Source organism: Bacillus sp. XT-2 (genome assembly GCF_025696525.1).
GTDB classification, from domain to species: domain Bacteria; phylum Bacillota; class Bacilli; order Bacillales; family Bacillaceae; genus Bacillus; species Bacillus halotolerans.
In genome coordinates this window covers 100,048-127,010 of the sequence record NZ_JAHVOC010000003.1, presented here as the reverse complement: position 1 = coordinate 127,010, position 26,963 = coordinate 100,048, and the positions used below count along the sequence as shown (strand labels likewise).

Sequence of the window (26,963 nt, the reverse complement as noted above, 5' to 3'; positions counted from 1 at the left end):
TGATAAAACGTGGTACAAATCATATTTGATTCAAAAACAGGGAATGTTCAGCGCTTTGTGAATAAAATAGACTTTCAGCAAATACGCAAGGTGGACGAAATTGAAAACCTGGACACTCCGTTTGTTTTGGTCACCTACACGACAAACTTCGGCCAGGTACCGGCATCAACACAATCATTTCTCGAAAAATACGCCCATCTCTTATTAGGGGTCGCTGCGAGCGGCAATAAAGTATGGGGCGATAACTTTGCGAAAAGCGCCGATACCATTTCAAGACAATATCAGGTGCCGATTTTGCACAAATTTGAACTCAGCGGCACATCTAAAGACGTTGAATTGTTTACTCAGGAGGTAGAAAGAGTTGTCACAAAATCAAGTGCCAAAATGGATCCAGTTAAATAACGAAATCATGATCCAAAAAGATGGAAAATTCCAGTTTGATAAGGATAAAGAGGCTGTACATAGCTATTTTGTAGATTATATCAATCAAAACACAGTATTCTTTCACGATTTAAAAGAGAAGCTGGATTATTTGATTGAAAATCAATACTATGAAGAAGAATTTTTAAGCCTTTATTCTTTTGAAGACATTAAAGAAGTGTTTAAGACAGCTTACGCTAAGAAGTTTCGTTTTCCTTCCTTCATGAGTGCATTTAAATTCTATAATGACTATGCTTTGAAAACGAATGACAAGAAAAAAATCCTCGAGCGTTATGAGGACCGGATCTCAATTGTTGCGCTGTTCTTCGCAAACGGCGACACTGAGAAAGCAAAAGAATATGTCAACCTGATGATCAATCAGGAATATCAGCCGAGCACACCGACATTCTTGAACGCTGGCAGAAAACGCCGCGGAGAACTGGTGAGCTGCTTCTTGCTCGAAGTCAATGATTCATTAAATGATATTTCAAGAGCGATCGATATCTCCATGCAGCTTTCTAAACTGGGCGGCGGGGTTTCTCTTAACCTGTCCAAGCTTCGCGCGAAAGGTGAAGCCATCAAAGATGTTGAAAATGCCACAAAAGGTGTTGTAGGCGTCATGAAGCTTCTTGATAACGCGTTCCGTTATGCTGACCAAATGGGACAAAGACAAGGATCTGGTGCGGCGTATTTAAACATTTTCCACCGCGATATCAATGATTTTCTCGATACGAAAAAGATTTCTGCCGACGAGGATGTGCGCGTCAAAACACTTTCTATCGGTGTAGTCATTCCGGACAAGTTCGTTGAGCTTGCGCGTGAGGACAAAGCGGCTTATGTATTCTATCCGCATACCATCTATAAAGAGTACGGACAGCACATGGACGAAATGGACATGAATGAAATGTACGATAAGTTTGTCGACAACCCTAGGGTGAAAAAAGAGAAAATCAACCCGCGGAAATTGCTCGAAAAACTGGCGGTGCTTCGTTCTGAATCAGGCTATCCATACATCATGTTCCAGGATAATGTCAACAAAGTACATGCGAATAACCATATTTCAAAGGTGAAATTTTCTAATCTTTGCTCTGAAGTGCTGCAGGCATCTCAGGTTTCTTCTTACACTGACTACGATGTAGAAGATGAAATCGGTTTGGATATTTCCTGCAACCTGGGATCGCTTAACATTCTCAACGTGATGGAGCACAAATCGATTGAAAAGACTGTTAAGCTTGCGACTGATTCCTTAACTCACGTATCTGAAACGACTGATATCCGTAATGCACCTGCTGTAAGACGGGCAAACAAAGCGATGAAATCAATCGGTCTCGGCGCTATGAACCTTCACGGATACCTTGCGCAAAACGGCATCGCGTATGAAAGTCCAGAAGCGCGCGACTTTGCGAACACATTCTTTATGATGGTGAACTTCTACTCTATCCAGCGTTCTGCAGAGATCGCAAAAGAGAAGGGCGAGACGTTTGATCAATATGAAGGATCAACCTATGCAACTGGTGAATACTTCGATAAATACGTTTCAACTGATTTCTCGCCGAAATACGAAAAAATCGCAAATCTGTTTGAAGGTATGCATATCCCGACGACAGAGGACTGGAAACAATTAAAAGCATTTGTGGCTGAACACGGCATGTATCACAGCTACAGATTATGCATTGCGCCGACAGGCTCGATTTCATACGTTCAGTCAAGCACGGCATCTGTCATGCCGATTATGGAACGGATTGAAGAAAGAACATACGGCAACTCAAAAACGTACTACCCAATGCCTGGGCTTGCATCTAATAACTGGTTCTTCTACAAAGAAGCCTATGATATGGATATGTTCAAAGTCGTAGATATGATCGCGACAATCCAGCAGCACGTTGATCAGGGAATCAGCTTTACATTGTTCCTAAAAGATACAATGACGACTCGTGATTTAAACCGGATTGATTTGTATGCACATCACAGAGGAATTAAAACCATTTACTATGCAAGAACGAAAGATACTGGGCAAGACAGCTGCCTTTCTTGTGTTGTTTGATTAAAGGAGAGTTTATAGTGACGAAAATTTATGACGCAGCAAACTGGTCAAAGCATGAAGACGACTTTACCCAAATGTTCTATAACCAAAATGTGAAACAGTTCTGGCTTCCGGAAGAGATTGCTTTAAACGGCGATCTCCTCACTTGGAAGTACCTCGGGAAAAACGAGCAAGACACGTATATGAAGGTACTGGCCGGATTGACTCTTCTTGATACAGAGCAGGGGAATACAGGAATGCCGATCGTGGCTGAGCACGTAGACGGCCACCAGCGGAAAGCCGTGCTGAATTTTATGGCGATGATGGAGAACGCCGTTCACGCAAAATCGTACTCTAATATTTTCATGACACTGGCACCGACTGAAACGATTAATGAAGTATTCGAATGGGTCAAACAAAACAAATTTTTGCAGAAAAAAGCGCAAATCATCGTCGGACTCTACAAAGCGATTAAAAAAGATGACGAGATTTCACTGTTCAAAGCAATGGTTGCATCTGTGTATTTAGAAAGCTTCCTATTCTATAGCGGTTTCTATTATCCGTTATATTTCTACGGACAAGGAAAACTGATGCAAAGCGGTGAAATTATCAACCTGATCCTTCGTGATGAAGCGATTCACGGTGTTTATGTCGGACTTCTCGCTCAAGAAATCTACAATAAGCAGACAGAAGAGACAAAAGCAGAGCTTCGCGAATTTGCCATTGACCTTTTGAATGAGCTTTATGAGAATGAGCTTGAGTATACCGAGGACTTATACGATCAAGTCGGACTCTCGCACGATGTCAAGAAGTTCATCCGCTATAATGCGAATAAAGCGCTGATGAACCTTGGATTTGATCCGTACTTTGAAGAGGAAGACATTAATCCGATCGTTTTAAACGGATTAAATACAAAGACAAAATCACATGACTTCTTCTCCATGAAGGGGAACGGGTACAAAAAAGCGACCGTTGAGCCGATTAAAGACGATGACTTTTTCTTTGATGATGAAAAAGAGCAGATATAATATCTGCTCTTTTCGGCTTGAAGGTGGAAATAGGAGGAATGCAGTAATCATGGGAAAAATGGACGAAATCATTTTGGTCGCTCCGCGCGATGAAGTATTTAAAAAAGAAAAATTGACTTTTCAAGGCGTAAACAGTGAAGATGCCCGAGTAGCAGAAATTATGGCTCAAATTGAGGCGACCTATTCTGAAATGAGAAGGGGAGACGCAGAAGAAGATCCTCATTATAAGCAGCCGATTCCTTATGTCGTCATTAAACGCGAGGATGAAGTTTTCCTTTATGAGCGGCTGGCTGGCGGCGGAGAATCACGTCTTCACAATAAGCTTTCTCTTGGCTTCGGCGGCCATATGAATCATATTGAAGGAGCCGCTTCCTTTGCCGAGGTCTTAAAGCTGAACACAGACCGGGAGCTTGATGAAGAACTGCAAATCGAAGAAGAGGATAAGCAGGCCATTGTCACATTAGGTTTGATAAATGATGATGACAACAGTGTCGGCAAAGTGCATATCGGTATTCTATCTGCGCTTCAATTAAAGCCAGGCTCACATGTGGAAGTCAAAGAGAAAGAGCAAATTGCGGGTAAATGGATGAAAATTTCTGAACTAAAACAAACAGACATTTATAACCGTCTGGAAACATGGTCGCAATTCGTGGTTGACATTCTTGAATAAAAAAACCCGGTTTCTCATGAAGAGGAACCGGGTTTTTTTATCAGGCATGCTCGTCCGCAGCAGTATTAAGATTCTAGGAAGACCATAGCGTCAAAGCCGGCATTCTCAGCTCTGGCAGCAAGGGCATCGGCATTATCTTTGGAAGAAAAAGCGCCGATCTGAACCTTATATAATCCGTCCTTTAAGAGCACAATGGCGTCAAAGCCCTTAGACTCTGCGCTGCTTGCAAGATTGTCCGCATTTGCTTTAACCTTAAAAGCCCCGATTTGAACCTTATATACCCCTGAGTCGGATGTTTTCTGAAGGCTGAAGGATTGCTCTAACCCGTTTGCATGTCCTCTTGCCAAGCTTTGAATAAAACTGCTCGTCTTAAGCTTGTTCGCATCTGTAACCGTATCAATAAAACCGTTTTCCGTAAGCAGGGCAGGCATTGAGGATTCCCTTAATACGTGGAAGTTTGCTGTTTTTTTACCGCGATCGGAAAAGTCGACAGCTTGTATGACTTCAGAGTGAATCTCCGATTGGTAAGTCGTTGTCGGTGCTCCGACTCCCGGATAAATGTAGCTTTCGAAACCTGTTCCGCCCCCGGAATTAATGTGAATGGATAAAAAGAAATCGGCTCCCCAGTTATTTGCAGCATTTGTCCGGTCGCTTAAGCTGACATATTGGTCGCTTGTCCGGCTCAGCAGCACAGTAACACCCTCATACTCATTCGTCAATATAGTGCGTAAAGCTAAAGCGATTTGCAAGGTTAACGTTTTTTCTTGGAGACCATTGCCTGTTGCGCCTGGATCGGACCCGCCATGACCTGGATCAATAAAAATTTTAACCATTCTCCATCACCTCATTACAGGATATGAAAAAAGACGGCTTCTGCTTGTACGATTATCATCCGGCAGAAAAATGAGGAAATAACCCCTGTTACCGAAAAATTATTTCTCGGGAAAGCGCACAATTCAACAGGAAGCGACAGGAAGGTTGCTAAAAGTTTGTCTTCTAATCGGTTTAAAAAAGGTGGTTATTCAATCGAATTTAGCAGAAAGCGGAGGGGAAAATGATGCCGACACACTCAACGGTCTCCATGCTGCTTCGGTCTTTTTACGGACTGTGGTTTGGGAGGTCAGTCAGAACGTACTCAATGGAAATAACGTTCAGACATTCTTTTTGTTTCCTATTAATATCACTCACTCTTGGTTGCATGGGTTAACGTTTATACTCACTCTTTTCCTCGGTGCCATTATTTTGCTCTCCAGTTCTTCATCGGATTATTGGCATTTGTATTTGAAGAAGTATGGGGATTTGACATCATCCTAGGCTTAGTCTCTCAGGAAAGTTGATTTCCCGGATGTTTTACCCGGATTTCTTCCAAAAAGTTGCTGGTTTTTATACATCACCCAAAAAATCCTCTTTCTCGATGATCCGACAATCGGTTTAGATATCGTTGCGAAAAGAAGAATACAGCAATTTCTTCATCATGTAAATACTGAGCATAAAACGACGATTCTTCTCACCTCCCATCAAATTGATGACGTTGAACGTTTATGTAAACGGATCATCCTGATTGAGGAGGGAGAAATCATTCGACGGACCAAAAGAAAAGCTGTCACAATTGACGAACAGTAAGAGAAGCTTAGCTGTTGAAGTAGACGCCGTTCATGCAGACTGGGGTTTACTTTCATGTCAACCTACTGAAGTGAAAGGGAAGTATATCTGATAATTCATAAATTCCTCAGCTCATTACAAGCATATCTGCGCATTGAAAATATCCTAACTGAGGTTTATACATCGAAGAAATATCACTTTCATAGCTAATTGTTCTAACAAATTTGCTGAAAATAAAATCTCTTGGTTTGTCCACCCTGTGTTCGTGAATACAATAAGAAATAAAGTATTTCTCGGGAAAGCGCAGGATTCCCCATTGTTCCCGAAAAAAAGCATTTGTTTCGACACATGATAGGCGTTTGTCACATAAGGCATACGCTTGAATATCATATAGAGAGAACTGAGAGGTGAAAATGTTGGAGCGCGCTGTGACTTATAAAAACAACGGACAGATCAACATTATTCTTAACGGACAAAAGCAGGTGCTGACAAACGCTGAGGCAGAGGCGGAATATCAAGCGGCTTTGCAAAAAAACGAAGCTAAGCACGGCATTTTGAAGGAAATAGAAAAAGAGATGAACACACTGGTTGGAATGGAGGAAATGAAACGAAACATTAAGGAAATATACGCTTGGATTTTTGTCAATCAAAAACGTGCGGAACAGGGCTTGAAGGTGGGAAAGCAAGCGCTGCATATGATGTTTAAAGGGAATCCGGGAACTGGGAAAACGACAGTTGCACGGCTTATCGGCCGGCTGTTCTTTGAAATGAACGTACTGTCAAAAGGCCACCTGATCGAAGCGGAACGTGCTGACTTGGTCGGGGAATACATTGGCCACACCGCCCAAAAGACGAGGGATTTAATCAAAAAGTCATTAGGCGGCATTTTGTTTATAGACGAAGCCTATTCCCTTGCAAGGGGCGGCGAAAAGGACTTCGGGAAAGAAGCGATCGACACGCTTGTCAAGCATATGGAAGACAAACAGCATGAATTCATTTTAATTCTTGCCGGATATTCACGGGAAATGGAGCATTTTTTATCATTGAATCCCGGTCTCCAATCCAGATTTCCCATCTCCATCGATTTCCCGGATTATTCCGTCAATCAGCTTATGGAAATTGCGAAACGGATGATCGCAGAGCGGGAATACCAGCTCAGTCAGGAAGCTGAATGGAAATTAAAGGATTACTTAATGACAGTCAAAAGCACAACAAGTCCCATTAAATTCAGCAATGGCCGTTTTGTCAGAAATGTCATAGAAAAATCGATCAGAGCGCAAGCCATGAGACTTCTAATGGGCGACCAATACTTAAAAAGCGATTTGATGACCATTAAAAGCCAAGATCTTTCAATTAAAGAAGATACCGCTGGCTCGATATAGACCTCTTCCTGTGAGAGGTCTTTTTTTCTAATGTATTTCTTGTTTTCACAGCAATCGATTTGTGGTATACACATGCAGGGTTTGGTATGATAATACTACTGCCCAATATGCAATAGAAAGGAACATCCATTTGAAAGAACAAGAAACAAGACAGGAAAAGGCCATTTTAGTCGGATGTCAGCTGCCGCATATCACAGATGAGCATTTTGAAAATTCCATGGAAGAGCTTGCATCACTGACAAAAACAGCAGATGGAACGGTATTGACCAGCGTCACGCAAAAACGAAACCGGTCTGACGCAGCTACATATATAGGAAAAGGGAAGGTTGAAGAGCTGAAGACGCTCGTTGAAGAGCTTGAAGTCGATCTTCTTATTTTTAATGATGAACTGTCACCAAGCCAGCTAAAGTCCTTGGCAACTGCGATTGAAGTAAAAATCATCGACCGCACGCAATTGATATTAGATATTTTTGCGAAAAGAGCAAGAACAAGAGAAGGAAAGCTTCAAATCGAGCTGGCTCAGCTCCAGTATGCTCTCCCGCGTCTGACTGGACAGGGGATCAACCTTTCCCGGCAAGGCGGAGGGATCGGCGCGAGAGGACCGGGGGAAACAAAACTGGAGACCGATCGCCGCCATATTAGAAATCGCATTCATGAAATTAACACGCAGTTGTCCGCTGTCATTCGCCATAGAAGCCGCTACCGTGAAAGAAGAAAGAAAAACGGTGTGCTGCAAATCGCTCTTGTCGGGTATACGAACGCGGGGAAATCAACGTGGTTTAACCGCCTGACAAGCGCTGACAGCTATGAAGAAGACCTTCTGTTTGCCACGCTGGACCCTATGACCAGAAAAATGGTGCTGCCAAGCGGCTACAGCGTGCTCCTGTCAGATACGGTCGGATTTATTCAAGATCTTCCGACGACACTGATCGCTGCATTCCGCTCAACGCTTGAAGAAGTAAAAGAAGCGGATGTGATTCTGCATCTGATTGATTCCTCAAATGAGGAGTACACAGGGCACGAAAAAACGGTGCTTCGCTTGCTGGAAGAGCTTGAAGTAGATGATATCCCGGTGCTGACGGCTTATAACAAACGCGATCAAAAGCTGCCTGACTTTATCCCGTCCGTTGGAAAGAATCATATCATGGTCAGTGCAAGATTTGAGGAGGATACTGAAAAGTTTAAGGAAGCCATCCAGCGTTATTTGCGCCAAAAACTGTTAACGCCTTTTGAAGCGCAGGTACCGGCAAGTGAGGGCAAGCTTCTCTCGAGAATCAAATCCGAAACGATGGTTGACCGTTTTCATTTTAATGAAGAAAACGAACAGTACGACATATCAGGATATGTACAAGAAGAGCAAAGTATCATCGGTGAATTGAAGAAGTATATGTAAGAAGGGAATACAAGGACATGTTCGAAACTTTAACACACGGAGATTTATTAAAAAAAACAGCAATGGAAGTGGAAACGGAAATTGCCGGCGTTCATAAACAAATAGAAGAAATCAGTGAACGCAATGAATGGAGAGTGCTTCAAAGCTATAGAAAACACAAGGTGAGCGACACTCATTTTACGCCGTCTACAGGATACGGCTATGATGACATCGGAAGAGATACACTTGAAAGCATTTATGCAGATGTGTTTGGGGGCGAAGCCGGGCTTGTCAGGCCTCAAATTATATCAGGCACACATGCGATTTCCATTGCTTTATTCGGTGTCCTCAGACCGGGGGACGAGCTGCTTTATATCACAGGCAAGCCGTATGATACGTTAGAAGAAATTGTCGGCGTCAGAGGCGGAGAAAATTCTGGATCGCTAAAGGATTTTCAAATCGGCTACAATGCGGTTGAACTGACTGAAGACGGAAAAATAGATTACGATGCTGTCGCTGCAGCTATCAATCCGAAGACAAAGGTGATCGGCATTCAGCGCTCAAAAGGATATGCCAATCGTCCTTCTTTCTTAATTAGTGAAATCAAAGAAATGATCCGCTTTGTAAAAGAAATCAATGAAAATCTTATCGTATTTGTGGACAACTGTTACGGAGAATTTGTAGAAGAGCTGGAACCTTGCCATGTAGGCGCCGATCTCATGGCGGGATCTCTTATTAAAAATCCGGGAGGCGGTCTTGCCAAAACAGGCGGGTACCTCGTTGGAAAATCTGAATGGATCGAGGCTTGTTCATACCGAATGACTTCACCGGGCATCGGCCGGGAAGCCGGAGCGTCTCTTTACTCGCTCCAGGAAATGTATCAAGGCTTCTTTTTGGCGCCTCACGTTGTGTCACAAAGCTTAAAGGGAGCGGTGTTTACAGCGAGATTCCTTGAAAAACTGGGCTTCACTTCAAACCCGAAATGGGATGCGAAAAGAACAGATTTGATACAATCCGTTGAGTTTTCCGACAGAGAAAAGATGATTGCCTTTTGCCAGGCCATTCAATATGCATCGCCGATCAATGCCCACGTGACGCCTTATCCAGCCTACATGCCGGGATACGAAGATGATGTGATTATGGCAGCGGGCACATTTATACAAGGAGCAAGCATTGAATTATCAGCTGATGGCCCTATCCGCCCGCCATATGTAGCGTATGTCCAGGGAGGATTAACCTATGCGCATGTGAAAAATGCCATATGCAGTGCAGTGGATTCTTTAATGGATAAGAAATTAATTTGAATAGTTTAAAATTTTCACTGAATTTCATGTTAAGAATCCTTACATGTTATTGACACAAAATATAACATCACCTATAATGAAACTAAGTTAAGAAAAGGAGGAAATTGAGATGAGTGATAACATTCGCCGCTCAATGCCTTTATTTCCAATAGGAATTGTCATGCAATTGACCGAATTATCAGCAAGACAAATTCGGTATTATGAGGAAAATGGACTGATATTTCCAGCTAGAAGCGAAGGAAATAGACGATTATTCTCATTTCACGATGTAGATAAACTGTTAGAAATTAAACACCTGATTGAACAAGGTGTAAACATGGCAGGAATTAAACAAATTCTGGCGAAAGCTTCGGCTGAGCCGGAACAGAAACAAAATGAGAAGACGAAGAAACCAATGAAACATGATCTGTCTGATGACGAACTGAGACAGCTCCTGAAAAACGAGCTTATGCAAGCCGGCCGTTTTCAAAGAGGAAATACATTCCGTCAAGGCGACATGTCCCGCTTCTTTCATTAATCCGTTAGCAACTGTTTTGCTATATACATTTACCTTTTAGAGGAGGAGTTTTACGAAATGGCAAAGTATACAAGAGAAGATATCGTAAAATTAGTAAATGAGGAAAACGTCAAGTACATCCGCCTGCAATTTACCGACATTCTTGGAACAATCAAGAACGTTGAGATTCCTGTAAGCCAGCTTCCAAAAGCACTTGATAATAAGGTCATGTTTGACGGATCTTCTATTGAAGGTTTCGTTCGCATCGAAGAATCAGATATGTACCTGTATCCTGATCTAAATACATTTGTTATCTTCCCATGGACAGCTGAAAAAGGTAAAGTAGCACGTTTCATCTGTGATATTTACAATCCGGATGGCACACCTTTCGAAGGTGACCCGCGAAACAACTTAAAACGGATTCTGAAAGAAATGGAAGACCTGGGCTTCAGTGATTTCAATCTAGGACCTGAGCCTGAATTCTTCTTATTCAAATTAGACGAAAAAGGCGAACCGACGCTTGAATTAAACGACAAAGGCGGATATTTCGACTTAGCGCCAACTGACTTGGGAGAAAACTGCCGCCGCGATATCGTTCTTGAGCTTGAAGAGATGGGCTTTGAAATCGAAGCATCTCACCACGAAGTAGCGCCTGGCCAGCACGAAATCGACTTTAAATATGCTGGTGCAGTCCGTTCTTGTGACGACATCCAAACGTTTAAACTAGTTGTTAAAACAATTGCCCGCAAACACGGTCTGCATGCGACATTTATGCCAAAACCGTTGTTCGGTGTGAACGGTTCAGGTATGCACTGCAATCTATCACTCTTCAAAGATGGCGTTAACTCATTCTATGATGCAAACGCAGATCTTCAGTTAAGTGAAACAGCGAAACACTTCATTGCAGGTATCGTGAAGCATGCAACAAGCTTTACAGCAGTAACAAACCCGACAGTGAACTCTTACAAACGTCTGGTTCCTGGCTATGAAGCACCTTGCTACGTTGCATGGAGCGCGCAAAACAGAAGCCCGCTTATCCGTATCCCGGCTTCCCGCGGTATCAGCACACGTGTTGAAGTACGCAGCGTAGATCCGGCTGCGAATCCGTATCTAGCACTTAGCGTCTTGCTTGCTGCAGGTTTAGACGGAATCAAAAACAAACTAGAAGCGCCAGCTCCAATCGACCGCAACATCTACGTGATGAGCAAAGAAGAGCGCATGGAAAACGGAATCGTCGACCTTCCTGCAACACTTGCTGAAGCATTAGACGAATTCAAATCAAACGAAGTGATGGTCAAAGCTCTAGGCGAGCACCTATTCGAGCACTTCATCGAAGCAAAAGAAATCGAGTGGGATATGTTCCGCACGCAAGTACATCCTTGGGAGCGCGAACAGTATATGTCTCAGTATTAATCTGATAAACCTTGATTTGATAGGGTTTTAGATTAATAACTAGGTGGTCAAGTCAAGTGGGATAACTAGAAACAACTAGTTTGACCACTTTTTGACCACCAAAAAAATTAAAAAAATTTAGGACAAAAGTGAATTCATGTATTCTTCATAACCATCCACTGATGTATTTTCAAGCTTCTCAGATATATGAGAGTATACGTCCGATGTGATGGTTATATTTTTATGTCCGAGTCTTTCTTGAACAAACTTCATACTTGCACCTGATTCTAGAAGAAGGACAGCATGAGTATGTCTTAAACCATGAATTGGCATTTTTTCTAATCCAGCTTTCTTCAGAATGCGATTGAGTGCATTGAAGAGGGTAGACTTTGGTAAAGGTTTTCCATCCTGTCTACAAAAAACAAGATCTAATTCATGTTCGTAAATCTCATTAAAAACTATTCTATTATCATTTAAATAGTTCATGTGTGTTGTTAACTCTTTTGCTAATGAATTGCTAATTTTAATTCTTCTTTCGGATTCATATGTTTTTGTTTCTCCAAATATTTCTTCTCCCTCTTTAACTTGAAAGTCTAATGATTTGTTAATGTTGATGAAGTTATTTTTTAGATCAATATCCTTTCTTTGTAAAGCAGCTGCTTCTCCCTTACGCATTCCTGTTTCAAGTAAAGTTTTAAAGAAGATATAGTACAAATAATTATCTTGTCTTGCAAATTTAAGGAAGAGGGAAATATCATCTGACTTAATGTATTCTAACTTTTCTTTTTTCTTAGATTTAGCCCTTGGAATTGTTACCCCTTCACATGGGTTTTCTTCAATTTTTTTAAGAGGCTTTACTGCCGTAGCTAAAGCGTTGAACATTGTCCCGTGAATGATTTCAATTGTTCTTTTGCTGTATCCCTGGTCTGCTAAATAATTAATAAATTTTTGATAACGTAAGGGTTTAATATCTTTTAGTTTAATCTCCTTAAAATAGGGGAGAATTTTTGTATTAACATTTCGTTCATGAAGAATGTAAGTGTTTTTCCTAACATTACCTTGTTTGTATTGAGCGAGCCAATCTTTAAGATAATGCTTTAAAAGGGTTTCTCCTCCGTTAATTTCTAAATCACCTATCAATCTTTGCTCTTCTTGTCTTGCAGCTATCTGTGCCTCTTTTTTTGTTTTAAATCCACTTTTGGAGACTTCGATTGGCTCTTGAGTTAAAGGGTCTTTATGTTTTATTCTGTATTGCCATGTAGTTCCTCTTTTTCTGAAACTAGCCATATTATTCCACCTTTCGTTTGTAACATATCCCATTTTAGCACTTAGTTTTTTGAGGGACAATCAAAAAATTCAGATAAGTAAGTCTCTAGCATATATTGAAGTGAATTTCTCCTCTTTACTCTAAATAAAATTCCCATTTTATTTAAACCTAAAAGCTGCTTGAATACATCCTAAATTTAAAGTATCCTGTATATGTATCATAGTTGGTATATCAGCCACTATAGGCCAGAGAGTTCCCTCACATACTCTCTGGCCTTTTGTTTAAAAAAGCTAAAAAGCCCTTTAAAAGGGCTTTATATCTAACACATTATCTAGGAGTTCTGAAAACTTTATAATCATAACCTATTTGTTTGCTATATTTACTGTCTTTGTAGACGTACATATCAACGATTGTGTATCTATACTTTTTGTCGTAGGCTAAGTATTGGGTTGTTGAGTAATAACGAGTTGGTTTTTTGTGATAAAATGTTCCAAACACAGCTTGAGCGAATATACCAGCCCAGGAGTATTTAAGACCAGGTAATCCTGCAGCAATTCTTGCTCCTAATTCAGCTGCAGGTCTATGTTCTTAGAGTTCCCTCTAAAATGATCTACAACCTTCCATTTTGTTGATGGTGGTACAGCTTGAATTGAAATTTCTTCATTCTCTTGGATGACTGGAACTGATGATGTTTTAACTAATTCTTGAAGTGGTGTTGAATTAACCTGAGTGATATAACTTGGTGTAGGTTCTGAGATGGATTCTGCATGGCTAGTTAGTGGAGCCACTGTTGAGAATAGGAGTCCGAGAGATAGGGTAGTTAGAACTGTTTTTTTCACTAACAATCATCCTTTCAAGTTTTTAATGCTTATGACTATCTGGATGCTGTATAATATACATATTTTGGAGGTTGAAATTATGAACTTTGATGACAAAAAGAGTATATTAAAGACTGTAGGGAACATATTTATGGTTCTTGTTCTTATCTCTTTATTTGTTTATGCATTCTCCAATGAATCTATTGGATGGTATGTTAAGATCACTTCTATTGTGATGTTAACTATCTCTTATATTTGCTACGCTTTAATTTCTTTGCAGGAAAAATGGTTCATTTTAACTTTGATTATCTCCTGGCTTGTGATTATTTTTTGGGTATTCTAAATCAATAAGGCTGCCGTTCATACTTCCGCAATAAAAAAGGAAGGTAAACAGCAGCCATTTTTATTATTGTGGGAAACTTGTGTTCTAACAGCAGGAGATGCGAAACATGAGCCAAAGGAGGACAACACTGTGTGGAAAGTTTTAAGACAGTTACTTAAGAAACAGAAAAATCAAAGTTCACTCGATGAAGGTTATTTACAGATTACGGAAAAGGATATAAATCTAGAATTTAAACAAATGATATTTGAGCTGGAGGGCCTGGGGGAAGTAGTATCCGAAAAGCTGCAAAATAAGTATATAGATGTTTTTAAAGCTCAGGGTAAACCAAATCTTAGCATCAAAGTTTGTAGAGACATAGATGGAGATGTAATAAATGATTTAACGGCTGAGAGATGCTTGGAAAAAGAATACCGTTCACAAATAACAATTAATTTTTATCAACCTGCAAAAGCCTATGATGAAGATCTAGACTGCATCACCATGGATTTGTGGTATTACTACGGTGGCTTTATAGGAAGCGGTTGTGGAACATTATTTGATTTAAATAATAATGACTTAGAAAAAGAAATTGAAGAGGTTCTAATATTTTTACTCAATGATTAACAAATCCTAGAAATAAAAAAGAAAGCCACAAAGGGCTTTCAATTAACGTTCACAAGCATAGTTGTCATGATCCCTGTCCATTTTAGATTGGTATGCAGGGTGGGAACTAGGAACTCCATTCGGAAATTTCTTTCTTAACTCTGTACAATTTTTAAACGTTTCTGTTTCTCCAGTTGACGCTGAAGATGCTTCGTTTTCAGTTGTAGTCGAAGTTTCACTTGATGCCTTTGAAGTAGTAGGCTGTTTAGTTGCCGGTTTAGATGTTGTTGCTTTTTTAACTGCAGTGTTTTTCTCTTTCACACAGCCATTAAATCCTCGGTCAGTCACAAAACCATTCTTGCTCCAGATTGAAAGTTTCTCTGACTTTGCCTCTTGCTCATCTTTCCTGAATTGGTCTATGTATTTCGTGTTTGGTTCATATACATATGCTACTCTGGCTAATCCTTCTTTTAACAGTGTTCCTTGAACAGATTTGCCATCGACATAAACGTAAGCTAACAATCTTCCATATTTATCTCGGTGGTCACCTTTATCAAATTCCATTTGCAGTTTGCCGTCGCTAACCAATTCTTTGTTTCGTTTAGATGCATCCTCGCCATATGGCTAAACACAAGAGTCTGGCTTTTTAGACTCAGGAGTGTCTACGAGTAAGTAACGAACTGTATCAACGTTCCCTTTGTATTTAACCTTAATCGTATCTCCATCAACAGCTCTATCTAATGTAACATCCACTAATTTCTTTTTGTCTTTGGAATCGGATTTGTCAGCTGTTTTTTCTTTAGTAGCTTCCTTTTGTTCAGCATCCTTAGAGACTTGTTGTGTTTCTTTAGATTCTATACTGCTTTTTTCAGCATCATTTGAGCCACAGGCTGCCAATGATAAGCTTAAAGTGAAGACAGTAAAGCCTATTAATACTTTCTTCAATTTCATTTCCCCTTTTACAATGTTTGTTCTCTATCTATATCGGTAGATCATCAATAATTATAATCCTGTATCCAATTATTGTGAATTTGATTTTTCCTTAACATGTTTTTATTTCAGTCTAAGATTGATCAGATCATGTTAAAATTTAACTGAATTCAAGTCAAAAGGGGAATGTGTTTATGCTAGGGATTAAAGTTGAAAAATCAAATGAAAACTTAATTATTAATTGGCAACTTTCCAAAGTTGAAATTCCGATCAAAGAAATCAACAATGTGTATCTTGATCCTAATTATGGGGGAGAGGAGAAAAGTGCAGTAAGGATAGGGTTTCCTTATGGCTCTACGGATAGGGTAGTGATTAGAACAGCAAATAATACTTATATTTTGTTCACTACTAATGCTGCTTCAATTATGAGTAAAATTGTTTCCTAATATCTCGTTGGTTTCCTATAGTAAGGCTTCCCATGTGTCTGCACGACATGGTAAAATTTAGATAATCTTTGTTAGGGGGATAGGATATGGAAGAAGGCAAACTTATTAATTTCACACTTGCAGGTATTAAAGAAGCTATTTCTAAGTACGGCACTTTTCCAATGATTCAACCAGGTGGCTTCGTATTAGAAGATGCTGCATTTGAATTTAATGAACCCGCAACAGAAGAAGAAATTAGAAAATTAAAATCACATTTCAATGTAAGACTACCCAAGGATTATGAAGAATTCCTAGCTCTACATAATGGAATGAAGTTTTTTGATGGGGTTGAAATACTTAGCATTGAAGATGTTTTGGAATACAATGAAACAGAAGATCTTCCTGAAAATTGTTTTTTAATTGGGTATCATTTTGATGGCCGTTATGTAATTGATACTAAACGGTATGAAAAGGGTCTTGACTTTATGTTTTATTTGGATGCGATTGATCATTTCGATGAAGCTATTGAGGTTGCTCCAAATTTTGAAATTTGGTTAGACCGGTTGGTAAGCTCTAATGGATTTAAATACTGGGAAATAAACAAAGATGTTAAGCTGTATTATGAAAATATGGATTTAGAAGAGACTCCCTATGATTAGGAGTCTCTTTTATATTAATACGCTCTCCACCAAGGATTAACTTCACTTCTATGAAAGGCGCTATCTAAAGGAACTAAGTTGCTAGTTGAGTTTCCGCCACCATATTCTCTAGGCAATTGATGGTGTATTTCAAACTTTGACCAAGTTTTTTTCCCGTACTTTTTCTCATACCATGCTCGATATGCTTTTCTTTCTTTATTTCCCCAGTCAACTTTTTTCTTAACTTTCTTAAAGTACACGTTCGCAGGTGCAAGCAAGTCTAAGCCTGATTGTTTATCTGTATAAACAGGAAAGAAAGTACCTTTTTTATTGGTTAAGTACAAACCTTCAGTCCATGTTAGAGTTCGAAGTGTAGGAGGTTTTCCTGCCCATGTTGCAATGGCGCTACCTGAATATTTCCAAAAAGAAGTATAGTTAACGTTAAGAAGCTGATGTACTTCTGCCCCTTTCTTAATCTGTCCTCCAACAAAGGTTTTTCTAATAACATGTGGACACGTGAATTGCTTGTTATAGTAGCCACTTTTACATAGCGCTTGTTGAACTTCAAGTGTAGCAGGGCGAACCCCAACGACTTTTGAAATCTCTACTCCATGAATAACTTTGTTCACTTTCCTACCTAAAAAAGTATGGCTTAGGTAGACAACACTTTTTGAACTTTTCTGTATTCTTATACGCTGACTATCAGAAGTGACTTGTCCAGTTGAAATTTTGCCATCTTTTTTACCATATGCAATATAAGTTTGGTATGAGTTTTCAACTTCAAGTCCTTCTTTTTTTGCTATTTGAGTTAGCTTATTAGAAGCGTCTGAAATAGATTGTTTTGAATCTTCAGTTTTTTGTTTTTTCCCGTTAACTGAAGAAATACGTTGTGTAAGGTCGATTCCTTGGATACTTGTTTTGTTAGATGATTCACTTGCAGCTACTTTCTTTTCATGTGTGAAGAGCCCGGAAAGGAGTAAAACAACAGTTAGAGCGGTTAATCCAAAGCATTTTAAAAACTTTTTCATAAACAATCATCTCCTTTTTCTGCGTTACATTACAAATGAATAATTAATGAGTGTTAAATTGTTGAAAATAATTACATATTATCCCACCTTCAGACAGGATCATATCAAATGACCTAAAAAATCACAATTGATTTTTAGAGAGTTAAGAAACATTTAAAGTTCTAAATTCCTAGGTTAATTGGTTGTGTGTTAGGTGCTAACATGGGGATTTGTGGTAAAATTTATATGGAGTAAGCATGAAAGGAGAATGATATGAAGGTTTTTGAAGCTGATTCACTACTCTCTGAAGCGGATAAAAGAACCAAAGAGTATAAGGAACTAAGGTCGCAAATGGTGAAGCTCAAAAAAGCGTTTAAAGACGTAGCTGACCTAGATGACAGTGAGTTTTCCGGCAAGGGCGCTAACAATATCAAAGCGTTTTATCATGATCATGTCGGCGTAACAGACCAATGGATTGATTTAATTGACATGAAGGTTGCTTTCTTAAGCAGCGTTTCTGCAAAACTTGAAAATGCTAAGATGTCTGATGCTTACATAGAAGAATCCTTTCTAGAACATGAACTTGTAAATGCATACACAAAATCAAAATCCATTATGTCTGAACAAAAGAAAGCAATGAAAGACATTTTAAACGACATCAATGATATTCTTCCTCTTGAAATATTCTCAACAGAAGACTTCAAAGACAAACTTTCTTCTTCAGATGACAAACGTGAAAAAACAATCGATAAGCTAAACAAGCTTGATGAGGATTTAAAAACAGAGTACGCAGAGACTGAGCCAAACGAACAATTCATTCAGCAAGATTTTAAAAAGCTGCAAGAATCTACAGGGAAAGGGAAAAACGCCACTCCGATTCACTATAATGCCAAAGCATATAGAGAAAGTGACATACATAAGAAAAAAGGCAAAATTGAGAAGCATTCTGAAGCTTACTTAAGCGTGAAGAAAGAAGAAGCAAAAGAACGAGAAATTAAAGAATTGAAAAAGAAACTTAATGATGGTGTGTCTGATCCTGATGAATATTTAGAGATTGCTAAGAAAGTAGGGTACGAGAATCTCGAGCCAGCTCAAGTACAACTTGCAGTGCAAATTGAACAAGCGAAGCAGCTAGAGGGAGCCGGAGAAATCACCTGGGATATCGTAAAAGGTGTTGGAGTAGGCTTATATGATGTAGGAAAAGACACTGTAACCGGCATATGGGATTTCATCACCGATCCAGGAGAAACACTCTCAGCGCTGGGCAATGCAGTTCTTCATCCAGTAAAAACATATGATGCTATATCTGCTGCAATTGAAGAGTCATATCAAAAAGATATGGTGAATGGAGATGCCTATTCTAGATCAAGATGGGTGACGTATGCTGTTGGTTCAGTGGCTGTAGCTGTTTTTGGAACAAAAGGTGCAGGAGCGATTAATAAAGCAGATGCAGCGGGGAAGGTCATAAACAAAGCAAGTCAAGCAGGGAAGAAAATTAAGGACGTCAAGATTCCAGATTTGCTTCCGTATAACTCTAAATATAATCTTGCGATGGCAGGGGACGTGCCATACAATGTGGTTGATAGCCAAAACCTTAAAAATGAACTTTTAACTAACGCTAAGAAATTAGACGAGAGCAGAAAGCCATTTACTGGAGAGAAAATAAATGTTCCTTGGTTAAATAAAGAAAAATATGAAGCATACGAAATAGACGGAAAAGTAAAAGCTAAAGGTGAAATTAGGGATGTAAGTCGAAGAGTATATACAATGAAAGATATTGATATCAATCAAAAAAATCGAAAAGGCCTCACGAATCTTCAGCTAATGAAAAATGGAAATGCGCCATTTGCCAAAGATGGCACGCAAATAAATTTACATCACTTAATTCAAGAAGAGCCTGGTACTATGCTGGAGATACCTGAAAGCTGGCATAATAAGTACAGTGATGTTTTGCATGGATTAAAAGGGAATGGACAGAGTTTTAGAAATGATCCAGTACTTGATAAACAATATAAAAGTTTCAGAAGAAGGTATTGGAGATGGAGAGCTCAGCAATTTGAGAACCAAGAATAAGAGGTGAAAGTTTAATGGATTATTCGAAAATAAAAACTTTCTTTGATGAAAATAAAGAAAATTCAATTCTCACGGGAGGAGTCACTGAGGAGCAGATTAGAGAAATAGAAGAGGGTCTCAATGTAACCCTTCCAGACAGCTATAAGTGGTTTTTAACTGAGTATGGTTCAGGGGGAGCATATGGAACAATGATACTCGGATATGACTCTCACGGTGCTGAAGTTGTAGAACAGACTAATGAATATAAAAAATATTATAACCTTTCCGATGGTCTTGTAGTGATCGAATATGTAGATGAATTTTCTTATTGTCTTGACACTAACAAGATGAAAAATGGTGAATGCCCTGTCATTCTTTGGGACAACCAAGAGGGATATGGTAAACAAGTTGGTAGTACATTTCTTGAGTTTTTAATAGAAGAACTTGAAGAAGCGAAAGACGACTGGATCGATGATGAGGATTGGGATGATTAAAACTAAAAAGAAGGTCTATAACTTGTTTTTCCATAGCATATGAAGGAGTATTAAAATGAGCTTCACTAAGATCGAACAAAAGTTGAAAGAGTTTACGATTGATGCTGGCACAGATCCTAGTATTAATACAAATGAACAACTCAAAGAGCTTGAAATGAACATAAGCAATCAATTACCTTTAGATTATAAGGACTTTTTGAAGAAATATGGAGGATGTTATCTGGAAAGTAAAAAAACAACAGATGAGATTGAGTATGACGTTTGCTATAAACCTATAGAGAAAGACCCTTGGATGGATAAGGACGATGAAACGCAATTGTTAGAGGGTTTTTATGGTTTAGCGAACGATCATAACAGTCTTCAGAAAGCGATCGATACATATTCTGATCGCTTTCCTAGAAATATTATCCCGATTGCAAGCTCGGCAGGTGGGAATGAAATATGTATGGATATCGATGATGACAAGATATTGTTTTGGGATCATGAATCAAGTCATCCTGAGAAAGACTTTTTCCTGATTGCCAACTCGTTTGAGGAGTTTATCCTAAGTTTAGTTGATGAACCAATTGAAACTGATGATAATGTTGGCAATGTTGAAATTGAGATTTTGGACAATGATTTTGGAAAGTTGCTCTTTGGGAAGGACAACTAGTCTTTATTTTTTAAAAACGCTCTTCTAGGCAAAAGTATTGCAATTGTATGAGATGTTGTAGAAGTAAGCATCCACAATCCAAATAAAATAATGGTTTTAATCAGAGAGCGCATTAGTATTGTAAATACCATTTTAAGTGGTTATAATTAGTATAAAGATTATACGTTTTAGCGTATAAAAAAATGCATTGTTTAATAAGGAATGCATAAAATAAAAAGACCAGGGTGCTACCAACACCCCGGATCTGTACAAAAAGCTGCCCATCAAAGGGCTTGCTCGATGTGGTTTCTTGGTAGACCTACCCCTTCAGGTTCTTAGGCTCAAGGGAGGTCTATTTTTTATTTATATACGTCAACAGGGCGATTAAAAACGACCCGAATGCAAGCATTAGCATTAATGCCTGGAATGTTGACATAGCATCACCCCCTTTCATTAGGGGATGAGCAAGACTCCCTTGAGTGAGCAAACTTAATGTACAGGAAATATTATACTATACGTAAATCCCCTTGTCGTTAAAAATCACATTATATTGACAACAACATTTAAAAGAAAAACGAAAAGTGAGGATTGAATATGAAGAATGTTAGCCAAGAAATCCAAGGTTTGTCCATTAAATCCTTGGAGTCAACTTTTAGTAAACTTTCAAATGCTTATAAAAGCATGACAGAAAAAGGTTCGAACACAACTCTTGTTAAAAAGAGGCTAAATGCAGTAAAAATTGGTTTAGAAAGCTTAAAAGGTACTTGGAATGGTGAAGATTTTTGCTATGAGCAAGAAGTCATATTGACTTCTAAAGAAGTTCTACAAGATATCATCCCATCTATTGAAAAACAAATAGCAAAAGCAAAAGAAGGCAGTTCTCAAAAAACATTAAATGAGAGTCGCTTAACTGCACTAAAGCTGGCAATCGAATCTTTAGGGAGCCGTCTTATTTAATTGTTCTACAATCGGGTGCGTTACATAAACAAGATTGAAGGAAACCCTATTTACTATGGTTTCCTTTTATTTTTGCGTATTTATCAACATTAAAATTTACAGAACCTTATCAAATCATTTGGGTGATTGTCGATGTTTAACATGTATAAAAATGGAAAAGGTGATACAATTATAAAAAGCTCTGAAAGGATTGTAGTTATCGATGATGAATGTAAACTCAAGTGATCTTATTTATGATCCGAAATTCTTAACATTTTGCAGCTTGGCTACAGAAGGTATGGAGGGAATAATCCAACTCCTTCATCCATTGGCTTTAGTGAATTCTGTGAGAAACTTGAGAAAAATGAAGTAGTTAAACCCGAGAACAAAAAAAGATCACTTGACCTAAATAAGTCTTTAGATTATTGGAAATCAAGATTTAATCCAGGAGGCAGCCTTTCTGCAATGGATTCGCAAGTACTAGATATTATCAAAAAAGCTTACAACTTAGGCATGGTTAACAAAGATAATATGCTGTTGCGAAACGAAGCAGTTAATGCTTACAAAAATTCAATTTGAATTTGAGATAGAGCCCAGCTTAAAGTGCTGGGCGTTTTATTTATTAGAGTTATTTGATTTCAGATACTCTCGATGTTCTTTCTCCAACTTTTCAATATCATTTTTGAATATATAAATCTTATATTTTTCCTTTGCTTCTCTTGACAGATTATGTTCTAAATATTCACGGAGCTTTGCTTCACTTTTCGTTTGATCCATGCCAATTGTAATTGCCGGATCTGTTTGACCAATTTGCACACTAAATAAACCAAATTCATCCCGAATACTATCAATTACTTCCAAAGGGGACTTTTTATTTGCTTCGGTTAAAGTTATACCTGACATAATCAAAACAGGAACTAAAATCAAAAATCCAATTAACCTCTTCTTCATTCACCATTACACTCTCCCTCGTCGATAAGAATCTCTCCTTTATTAATACTACGTATATCATTATTGACCTTTATATTTTATTACCAACATTTACATCGAACTTTTGTTCTTATTTACATTGAATAAAGAACGTTTGTTCTGTTAATATTAGATCAATAAAGGAGTGGGTCGATATGCTTAGGGATCGAGGGACAATCAAATGGACATCAATGATGCTTCCAGAACATTTAACACAACTTAAACAAGATTTGATTGATGTATCAAAAATTGAAAAACCATCCTTAGATGACCAACAAATTGAAGAGATGGATCTTCTCGTCTCTGAAGCACTTGAATTTAATAAAGAGCTGAAATTCAAACTCTTTAACAATGGATTCGTTGAAAATGTTACCGGCAGAGTCCATTACATTAATTTTGAACAACAAAAGCTTCACGTAAAAGACCAGAACGACAATACAGTTTATATCAACATGAATAACATCATAGGAGTTACATACAATGATTGATTACTCACAATTTCCACGTAAGAATATACTTTGTGTCGATATGAAATCCTTTTATGCTTCTGTATCGGCTGTAACAATGGGGCTTAATCCTTTAACTTGTTATCTTGCTGTTGTAGGGAATACGGAGAGACAGGGAAGTGTAGTGTTAGCTGCATCTCCTGCACTTAAAAAAGATTTTGGAATCAAAACAGGATCAAGACTTTTTGAGATATCTGAGGATCCAAGAATACACATTGTAAATCCACAAATGAAGCTTTTCATCAGAGTTTCGGCTGAGATTACAAAGCTGTTTTACAGATTTGTTCCTGAAAAATGTGTCCATACGTATTCAATTGATGAATCTTTTTTAGATGCAGGAAAAGAAGATCCTGAAGAAATGGCCAAAGCAATACAAAGTAGCATGTGGAGAGAGTTTGGCCTGATGTGTACAGTTGGAATTGGTGAAATACATTTGAATAATCAATCCAGAAATAAGGAAAATTAACTAAAAAATTGTGAGGAACATTCAATGAAACGATTTATTTTAGTTTTATCCTTATTGAGTATTATTGTTGCCTATCCCATTCAAACAAACGCCAGTCCAATGCCTTGCAGTGTAATACTGGAACCGGTAGATAAAAATTTTAAAAATGCTAAAGGTGTAGCATTAATCTATAAGGTGCAATTGAACCCACCGAGTGCTGCCAGAACCAATATAAGCATTCTTGCTGTCCATCTTCCTGCTCCTTCTTCTTTTGGAACTTACGACAGTTACGAAGGATTTGCTACTAAACCTGGTGAGATTAGTTGGCGGTTTAAACTTTATCCTACTCCTGAGGAAGAGAGCCCTAGTTGGGCGGGAAGATTTGACTTAATTACAGCCGAAATGAAGAATGTTAAAGTTCAAGTACGTCTTTCTAATTCTAGAACTCAACAGTTGGGGCCAAGTGTATTAACGAATAATATTCAATCTTGTGATTAGAAGTTATTTGAGGGCACAACAGTGAAAATAAATTTGGATTGGGTTGAAGTGGATGATTAAATCGATTATTTTGCCTGAAGAGAATACAAAAATAACTGTCGGAAAACCAATAAGCGAAGAATCGATAATGAGCATTGTCGCTGCGGTAATGTATTGGTTCTGGGACTCCACATTCCTTTGTTTAACTTAAATCACGTATTTTACAACGTTCACAACAAGTATAAAGGCCGCTGATCCGAACAACAAATACCCTGACCTTGTTTGTTTATTTGAAAGTGATTCCACTCCCACTAAAACAAAGAGAAGTGCAACTAATACTTGGAGAGAAATCAAGAGGAATTCACTTTGACTATATAGAGAATACACACATAGTATCAAAGCTGCACATGAAATAAAAATTTTTGAAGCTTTAAGCAAAGAACCACTCCTAATGAAGTTTTTATTAAACCTTAACACGTTATATATTATTGGAGAGGCAAAGGGATCAAGATAACGAAGTATTTTAAACAAATTTAAAACAAAAAGAGCATTAAATTACATGCTCTTTTTTTCAATTTCCCCGCATCAGATCCGACCGTCTCATTTGCTCAAGCCGGGTTCCTGATTGAAGCTGTATGAAATAGTTTCAAATTATTTTTTGGATTGATGTATTTGTCGTTTTCGGTTTTATAAAAAACGCTGTATAGAAATCTTTCATTTTCTCTAAAGGCTTTGGAAATTGTTATTACTAAATACCACTCCCGAGAAATGTATATACATTCACACTTTCTGTCGTGAAAATTTAAATGTATTCATAAAGATGCCGCAGCATATCAGCAGTGCGCCGATGATGATGTTTATGGTGATCTGTTCGTGCAATTGCAGCCATCCAAAGAATAGAGCCAATACGGGAACGAACATTAGTGCCATGGATGCTTTTGACGCTTCGATTTGATTGAGTACCCAAAACCATACGACAAATGTAAAGCCGGTGGAAAGCAAACCATTAAACACCAATGACCATATCGCCTGATATGTCCACTCGGCTGAATGCACCGGTTCCAATATAAAGGAGAAAACCAATAACATGACGGCTCCCATCAGAAGATGCCAGGCATTCATATGAATGATATCGATATGCTTGAATTGAAGCTTGCTAAACACATTTGCGATTCCCCAGCTAAGCGCTGCCGCAAGGACGCATAGTTCTCCAAATAAAGCGCTTTGATTGACATGCAGCATTTCTTTTCCAAATATAAATAAAAGTCCGAAGAAGCCGCTTATCAGCCCGATCGTTTTATACACATTCATTTTTTCGTTTAATGTAAAATGGCTGATCACCGTAACAAATATAGGCATCGTATACACCAAAACAGAGGTTTTTCCTGAATCAACAAATTGCATTCCATACGTTAAGATCCCCATATAACCCAGACCCATTAGCAGGCTCATGATGATATAGCTTTTGACATGTGCTTTTCCTATTGAAAGTTTCTTTCTTTGAATGAAGAGAATGAGAAATAAAGGAACCGCCCCGATGAACAGGCGCAAAGCCGAAAACAAAAGCGGGGGGAGGTCATGAATTCCAACTTTCATCGCTACCCAAGTATAGCCCCAAATAAGTGTGACAGATATGATTCCCAGCATGACTTTTACCATTATAAAGCCGCCTTTCTTGTTTATATATTCGTGCTGGTTTCTATCATATGTTACATTTATATATAACTGAAATACATTTTTATTATTGGGGGTATAACCAAATGGTTATGAACATGAACCACCTTCACATATTTGTAAAAGTCGGGGAGAAATTGAATATTACCGAAGCGGCAAAAGAATTGTTCATCTCTCAGCCAGCGGTTAGCAAAGCGATTAAAAATCTGGAAAGCTCGCTGCAGCTGAAATTATTGATCAGAGATAAACATCATGGTTTAATGCTGACTGATGTCGGAAAGGAAATTTTGCTGCTGGCGAGGCAAATGAAGGGGATTGAAAGCAAAATATATCAAGTAGCCAACCGGGAAAACAAGCTGTTAAGCGGGAAGGTGAAAATCGGTTCATTTCCTGCTGTTTCAACAAATATCATGCCGCAGGCGATTGCGGCATTCAGATCAAACTACCCGCTGATCCGCATAGAATTGGTCGAAGGGACCTCTGATCAAATCAAAGGATGGGTCGAGGATCGAACGGTTGATATTGGGGTCGCAGCATCTCCATTTGAACCGTTTGACCATCAACTATTGTGCAAAGACTATATGGTGGCTGTCATTTCACCGCAATATGACGAATTAAAACAGGAAAAGCATGTTGACCTCAAAACATATCAAGATGACCTTATTTTTTGCAAAGGCGGTCATGAAATTGCGATGTCAAACACGTTTCAGCGGCACCACATTGAATTAAAGGAAAACTTAACTGTGCAAAATGCCGAAACCTTGATCAATATGGTCAAAAACAACTTGGGCATAGGCATTATTTCAAACTTTACACTGTCATCTGTCCCGCATCAATTGATCAAAAAAGACATCTTTCCGCGGATCACCCGTGATATTGGCGTTATCGCGCATTCTTTTGATGAAATAACGCCGGCGGCGCAAGAGTTTATCAAGGTGTTGAAAGCAGATGTGATTTAAATCCGTACACAAAAAAACATAAGGCGGTCAATCATAAGAAAAAAGCAACAATTCGAACGTTGCTTTTCCCATCACCTTATTGAAACTTTGTGCCCGTGGATAAATATGATTATGATTGGAA

28 protein-coding genes and 4 pseudogenes are annotated in these 26,963 nt (G+C 38.6%); 23 read left to right on the top strand and 9 right to left on the bottom strand.

Annotation, left to right across the window (positions count from 1 at the left end):
• Positions 1-9 precede the first annotated feature (9 nt).
• Genes nrdI through KXD37_RS10635 form a run of 4 tightly spaced genes read left to right on the top strand, consistent with a single transcriptional unit; the run spans position 10 to position 4,141 of the window.
• Complete coding sequence (gene nrdI, locus KXD37_RS10650; protein WP_188323753.1) at positions 10-402, top strand: class Ib ribonucleoside-diphosphate reductase assembly flavoprotein NrdI; 393 nt, start codon at positions 10-12, stop codon at positions 400-402.
• A complete protein-coding gene (gene nrdE, locus KXD37_RS10645) occupies positions 362-2,464 on the top strand; it encodes a class 1b ribonucleoside-diphosphate reductase subunit alpha (protein ID WP_106020805.1) in 2,103 nt (700 codons plus the stop codon). The genes nrdI and nrdE overlap by 41 nt, the downstream gene beginning before the upstream one ends.
• A gap of 17 nt (positions 2,465-2,481) precedes the next feature.
• Positions 2,482-3,471 carry a class 1b ribonucleoside-diphosphate reductase subunit beta gene (nrdF, locus tag KXD37_RS10640; protein WP_044155791.1) on the top strand — a complete coding sequence of 330 codons (990 nt, stop codon included), beginning with the start codon at positions 2,482-2,484 and terminating at the stop codon, positions 3,469-3,471.
• A gap of 49 nt (positions 3,472-3,520) precedes the next feature.
• Positions 3,521-4,141, top strand: a complete 621-nt coding sequence (locus KXD37_RS10635; RefSeq protein ID WP_044155790.1) for a hypothetical protein — start codon at positions 3,521-3,523, stop codon at positions 4,139-4,141.
• A gap of 65 nt (positions 4,142-4,206) precedes the next feature.
• Here KXD37_RS10635 and KXD37_RS10630 read toward each other — a convergent pair whose 3' ends face one another.
• Positions 4,207-4,974 carry an N-acetylmuramoyl-L-alanine amidase gene (locus KXD37_RS10630; protein WP_263463519.1) on the bottom strand — a complete coding sequence of 256 codons (768 nt, stop codon included), beginning with the start codon at positions 4,972-4,974 and terminating at the stop codon, positions 4,207-4,209.
• Between the two features lie 1,182 nt (positions 4,975-6,156).
• Between KXD37_RS10630 and spoVK the strand changes: the two genes are divergently transcribed.
• The 5 genes from spoVK (at position 6,157) to glnA (ending at position 11,710) form a co-directional block, all read left to right on the top strand.
• The gene (gene spoVK, locus KXD37_RS10625; RefSeq protein ID WP_049809927.1) at positions 6,157-7,125 is read left to right on the top strand and encodes a stage V sporulation protein K; all 969 of its coding nucleotides are present in this window, start codon (positions 6,157-6,159) and stop codon (positions 7,123-7,125) included.
• Positions 7,126-7,255: 130 nt separating this feature from the next.
• Positions 7,256-8,518, top strand: a complete 1,263-nt coding sequence (gene hflX, locus KXD37_RS10620; RefSeq protein WP_263463518.1) for a GTPase HflX — start codon at positions 7,256-7,258, stop codon at positions 8,516-8,518.
• Between the two features lie 17 nt (positions 8,519-8,535).
• Positions 8,536-9,801 carry an aminotransferase class I/II-fold pyridoxal phosphate-dependent enzyme gene (locus KXD37_RS10615; RefSeq protein WP_024121508.1) on the top strand — a complete coding sequence of 422 codons (1,266 nt, stop codon included), beginning with the start codon at positions 8,536-8,538 and terminating at the stop codon, positions 9,799-9,801.
• A 109-nt stretch (positions 9,802-9,910) separates the two neighbouring features.
• Complete coding sequence (gene glnR, locus KXD37_RS10610) at positions 9,911-10,318, top strand: transcriptional repressor GlnR (protein ID WP_010334345.1); 408 nt, start codon at positions 9,911-9,913, stop codon at positions 10,316-10,318.
• Between the two features lie 57 nt (positions 10,319-10,375).
• Complete coding sequence (gene glnA, locus KXD37_RS10605) at positions 10,376-11,710, top strand: type I glutamate--ammonia ligase (RefSeq protein WP_024121509.1); 1,335 nt, start codon at positions 10,376-10,378, stop codon at positions 11,708-11,710.
• A 117-nt stretch (positions 11,711-11,827) separates the two neighbouring features.
• On the opposite strand, the gene KXD37_RS10600 is transcribed toward glnA, so the two are convergent.
• Together KXD37_RS10600 and KXD37_RS10595 are read right to left on the bottom strand one after the other, a co-directional pair.
• Positions 11,828-12,976 (bottom strand): tyrosine-type recombinase/integrase, encoded by a 1,149-nt coding sequence (locus KXD37_RS10600; RefSeq protein ID WP_188323755.1) that lies wholly within the window; start codon positions 12,974-12,976, stop codon positions 11,828-11,830.
• A 543-nt stretch (positions 12,977-13,519) separates the two neighbouring features.
• The gene (locus KXD37_RS10595) at positions 13,520-13,795 is read right to left on the bottom strand and encodes a hypothetical protein (RefSeq protein ID WP_188323756.1); all 276 of its coding nucleotides are present in this window, start codon (positions 13,793-13,795) and stop codon (positions 13,520-13,522) included.
• A gap of 79 nt (positions 13,796-13,874) precedes the next feature.
• On the opposite strand from KXD37_RS10595, the gene KXD37_RS10590 reads away from it, so the two are divergent.
• Positions 13,875-14,117, top strand: coding sequence for a hypothetical protein (locus KXD37_RS10590; protein ID WP_071579420.1), 243 nt, complete (start codon positions 13,875-13,877; stop codon positions 14,115-14,117).
• 129 nt (positions 14,118-14,246) lie between these two features.
• On the top strand, positions 14,247-14,720 hold the full coding sequence (locus KXD37_RS10585) for a hypothetical protein (protein ID WP_188323757.1): 474 nt from the start codon (positions 14,247-14,249) through the stop codon (positions 14,718-14,720).
• 42 nt (positions 14,721-14,762) lie between these two features.
• Here KXD37_RS10585 and KXD37_RS10580 read toward each other — a convergent pair.
• Positions 14,763-15,644 (bottom strand): annotated as a pseudogene (locus KXD37_RS10580) (thermonuclease family protein).
• A 179-nt stretch (positions 15,645-15,823) separates the two neighbouring features.
• On the opposite strand from KXD37_RS10580, the gene KXD37_RS10575 reads away from it, so the two are divergent.
• Positions 15,824-16,075: a hypothetical protein gene (locus KXD37_RS10575; RefSeq protein ID WP_188323758.1), complete on the top strand. Its 252-nt coding sequence runs from the start codon at positions 15,824-15,826 to the stop codon at positions 16,073-16,075.
• 86 nt (positions 16,076-16,161) lie between these two features.
• Positions 16,162-16,713 carry an SMI1/KNR4 family protein gene (locus KXD37_RS10570; RefSeq protein ID WP_188323759.1) on the top strand — a complete coding sequence of 184 codons (552 nt, stop codon included), beginning with the start codon at positions 16,162-16,164 and terminating at the stop codon, positions 16,711-16,713.
• 14 nt (positions 16,714-16,727) lie between these two features.
• On the opposite strand, the gene KXD37_RS10565 is transcribed toward KXD37_RS10570, so the two are convergent.
• Complete coding sequence (locus KXD37_RS10565) at positions 16,728-17,720, bottom strand: hypothetical protein (protein WP_223203916.1); 993 nt, start codon at positions 17,718-17,720, stop codon at positions 16,728-16,730.
• Positions 17,721-17,972: 252 nt separating this feature from the next.
• Here KXD37_RS10565 and KXD37_RS10560 point away from each other — a divergent pair, with 252 nt between their 5' ends.
• Genes KXD37_RS10560 through KXD37_RS10550 form a run of 3 tightly spaced genes read left to right on the top strand, consistent with a single transcriptional unit; the run spans position 17,973 to position 20,897 of the window.
• Positions 17,973-19,772 (top strand): ribonuclease YeeF family protein, encoded by a 1,800-nt coding sequence (locus KXD37_RS10560; protein ID WP_188323760.1) that lies wholly within the window; start codon positions 17,973-17,975, stop codon positions 19,770-19,772.
• A 14-nt stretch (positions 19,773-19,786) separates the two neighbouring features.
• Positions 19,787-20,245 (top strand): SMI1/KNR4 family protein, encoded by a 459-nt coding sequence (locus KXD37_RS10555; protein ID WP_188323761.1) that lies wholly within the window; start codon positions 19,787-19,789, stop codon positions 20,243-20,245.
• A 55-nt stretch (positions 20,246-20,300) separates the two neighbouring features.
• The gene (locus KXD37_RS10550; protein ID WP_188323762.1) at positions 20,301-20,897 is read left to right on the top strand and encodes an SMI1/KNR4 family protein; all 597 of its coding nucleotides are present in this window, start codon (positions 20,301-20,303) and stop codon (positions 20,895-20,897) included.
• 331 nt (positions 20,898-21,228) lie between these two features.
• On the opposite strand, the gene KXD37_RS10545 is transcribed toward KXD37_RS10550, so the two are convergent.
• On the bottom strand, positions 21,229-21,312 hold the full coding sequence (locus tag KXD37_RS10545) for a putative holin-like toxin (RefSeq protein WP_106033591.1): 84 nt from the start codon (positions 21,310-21,312) through the stop codon (positions 21,229-21,231).
• Between the two features lie 158 nt (positions 21,313-21,470).
• Between KXD37_RS10545 and KXD37_RS10540 the strand changes: the two genes are divergently transcribed.
• Both KXD37_RS10540 and KXD37_RS10535 read left to right on the top strand, forming a co-directional pair.
• Positions 21,471-21,833 carry a hypothetical protein gene (locus tag KXD37_RS10540; RefSeq protein WP_213418658.1) on the top strand — a complete coding sequence of 121 codons (363 nt, stop codon included), beginning with the start codon at positions 21,471-21,473 and terminating at the stop codon, positions 21,831-21,833.
• A 202-nt stretch (positions 21,834-22,035) separates the two neighbouring features.
• Positions 22,036-22,391 (top strand): annotated as a pseudogene (locus KXD37_RS10535) (hypothetical protein).
• A 36-nt stretch (positions 22,392-22,427) separates the two neighbouring features.
• Here KXD37_RS10535 and KXD37_RS10530 read toward each other — a convergent pair.
• A complete protein-coding gene (locus tag KXD37_RS10530; RefSeq protein WP_188323764.1) occupies positions 22,428-22,763 on the bottom strand; it encodes a hypothetical protein in 336 nt (111 codons plus the stop codon).
• A gap of 173 nt (positions 22,764-22,936) precedes the next feature.
• Here KXD37_RS10530 and KXD37_RS10525 point away from each other — a divergent pair, with 173 nt between their 5' ends.
• The 4 genes and pseudogenes from KXD37_RS10525 to KXD37_RS24115 form a co-directional block, all read left to right on the top strand.
• On the top strand, positions 22,937-23,269 hold the full coding sequence (locus KXD37_RS10525; RefSeq protein WP_060398795.1) for a YolD-like family protein: 333 nt from the start codon (positions 22,937-22,939) through the stop codon (positions 23,267-23,269).
• A pseudogene (locus KXD37_RS10520) lies at positions 23,262-23,714 on the top strand (UV damage repair protein UvrX); the annotation flags it as partial. The gene KXD37_RS10525 and the pseudogene KXD37_RS10520, both read left to right, overlap by 8 nt.
• A gap of 63 nt (positions 23,715-23,777) precedes the next feature.
• Positions 23,778-24,230, top strand: coding sequence for a hypothetical protein (locus KXD37_RS10515; protein ID WP_024121513.1), 453 nt, complete (start codon positions 23,778-23,780; stop codon positions 24,228-24,230).
• Between the two features lie 52 nt (positions 24,231-24,282).
• Positions 24,283-24,384, top strand: a pseudogene (locus KXD37_RS24115) (hypothetical protein); the annotation flags it as partial.
• Positions 24,385-24,416: 32 nt separating this feature from the next.
• On the opposite strand, the gene KXD37_RS10510 reads toward KXD37_RS24115, so the two are convergent.
• Both KXD37_RS10510 and KXD37_RS10505 read right to left on the bottom strand, forming a co-directional pair.
• Positions 24,417-24,647 carry a membrane protein gene (locus KXD37_RS10510; RefSeq protein ID WP_024121514.1) on the bottom strand — a complete coding sequence of 77 codons (231 nt, stop codon included), beginning with the start codon at positions 24,645-24,647 and terminating at the stop codon, positions 24,417-24,419.
• A 342-nt stretch (positions 24,648-24,989) separates the two neighbouring features.
• Positions 24,990-25,868 carry a DMT family transporter gene (locus KXD37_RS10505; RefSeq protein ID WP_024121515.1) on the bottom strand — a complete coding sequence of 293 codons (879 nt, stop codon included), beginning with the start codon at positions 25,866-25,868 and terminating at the stop codon, positions 24,990-24,992.
• Between the two features lie 101 nt (positions 25,869-25,969).
• On the opposite strand from KXD37_RS10505, the gene KXD37_RS10500 reads away from it, so the two are divergent.
• Positions 25,970-26,842 carry a LysR family transcriptional regulator gene (locus KXD37_RS10500; protein WP_188323766.1) on the top strand — a complete coding sequence of 291 codons (873 nt, stop codon included), beginning with the start codon at positions 25,970-25,972 and terminating at the stop codon, positions 26,840-26,842.
• Positions 26,843-26,963: the final 121 nt, after the last annotated feature.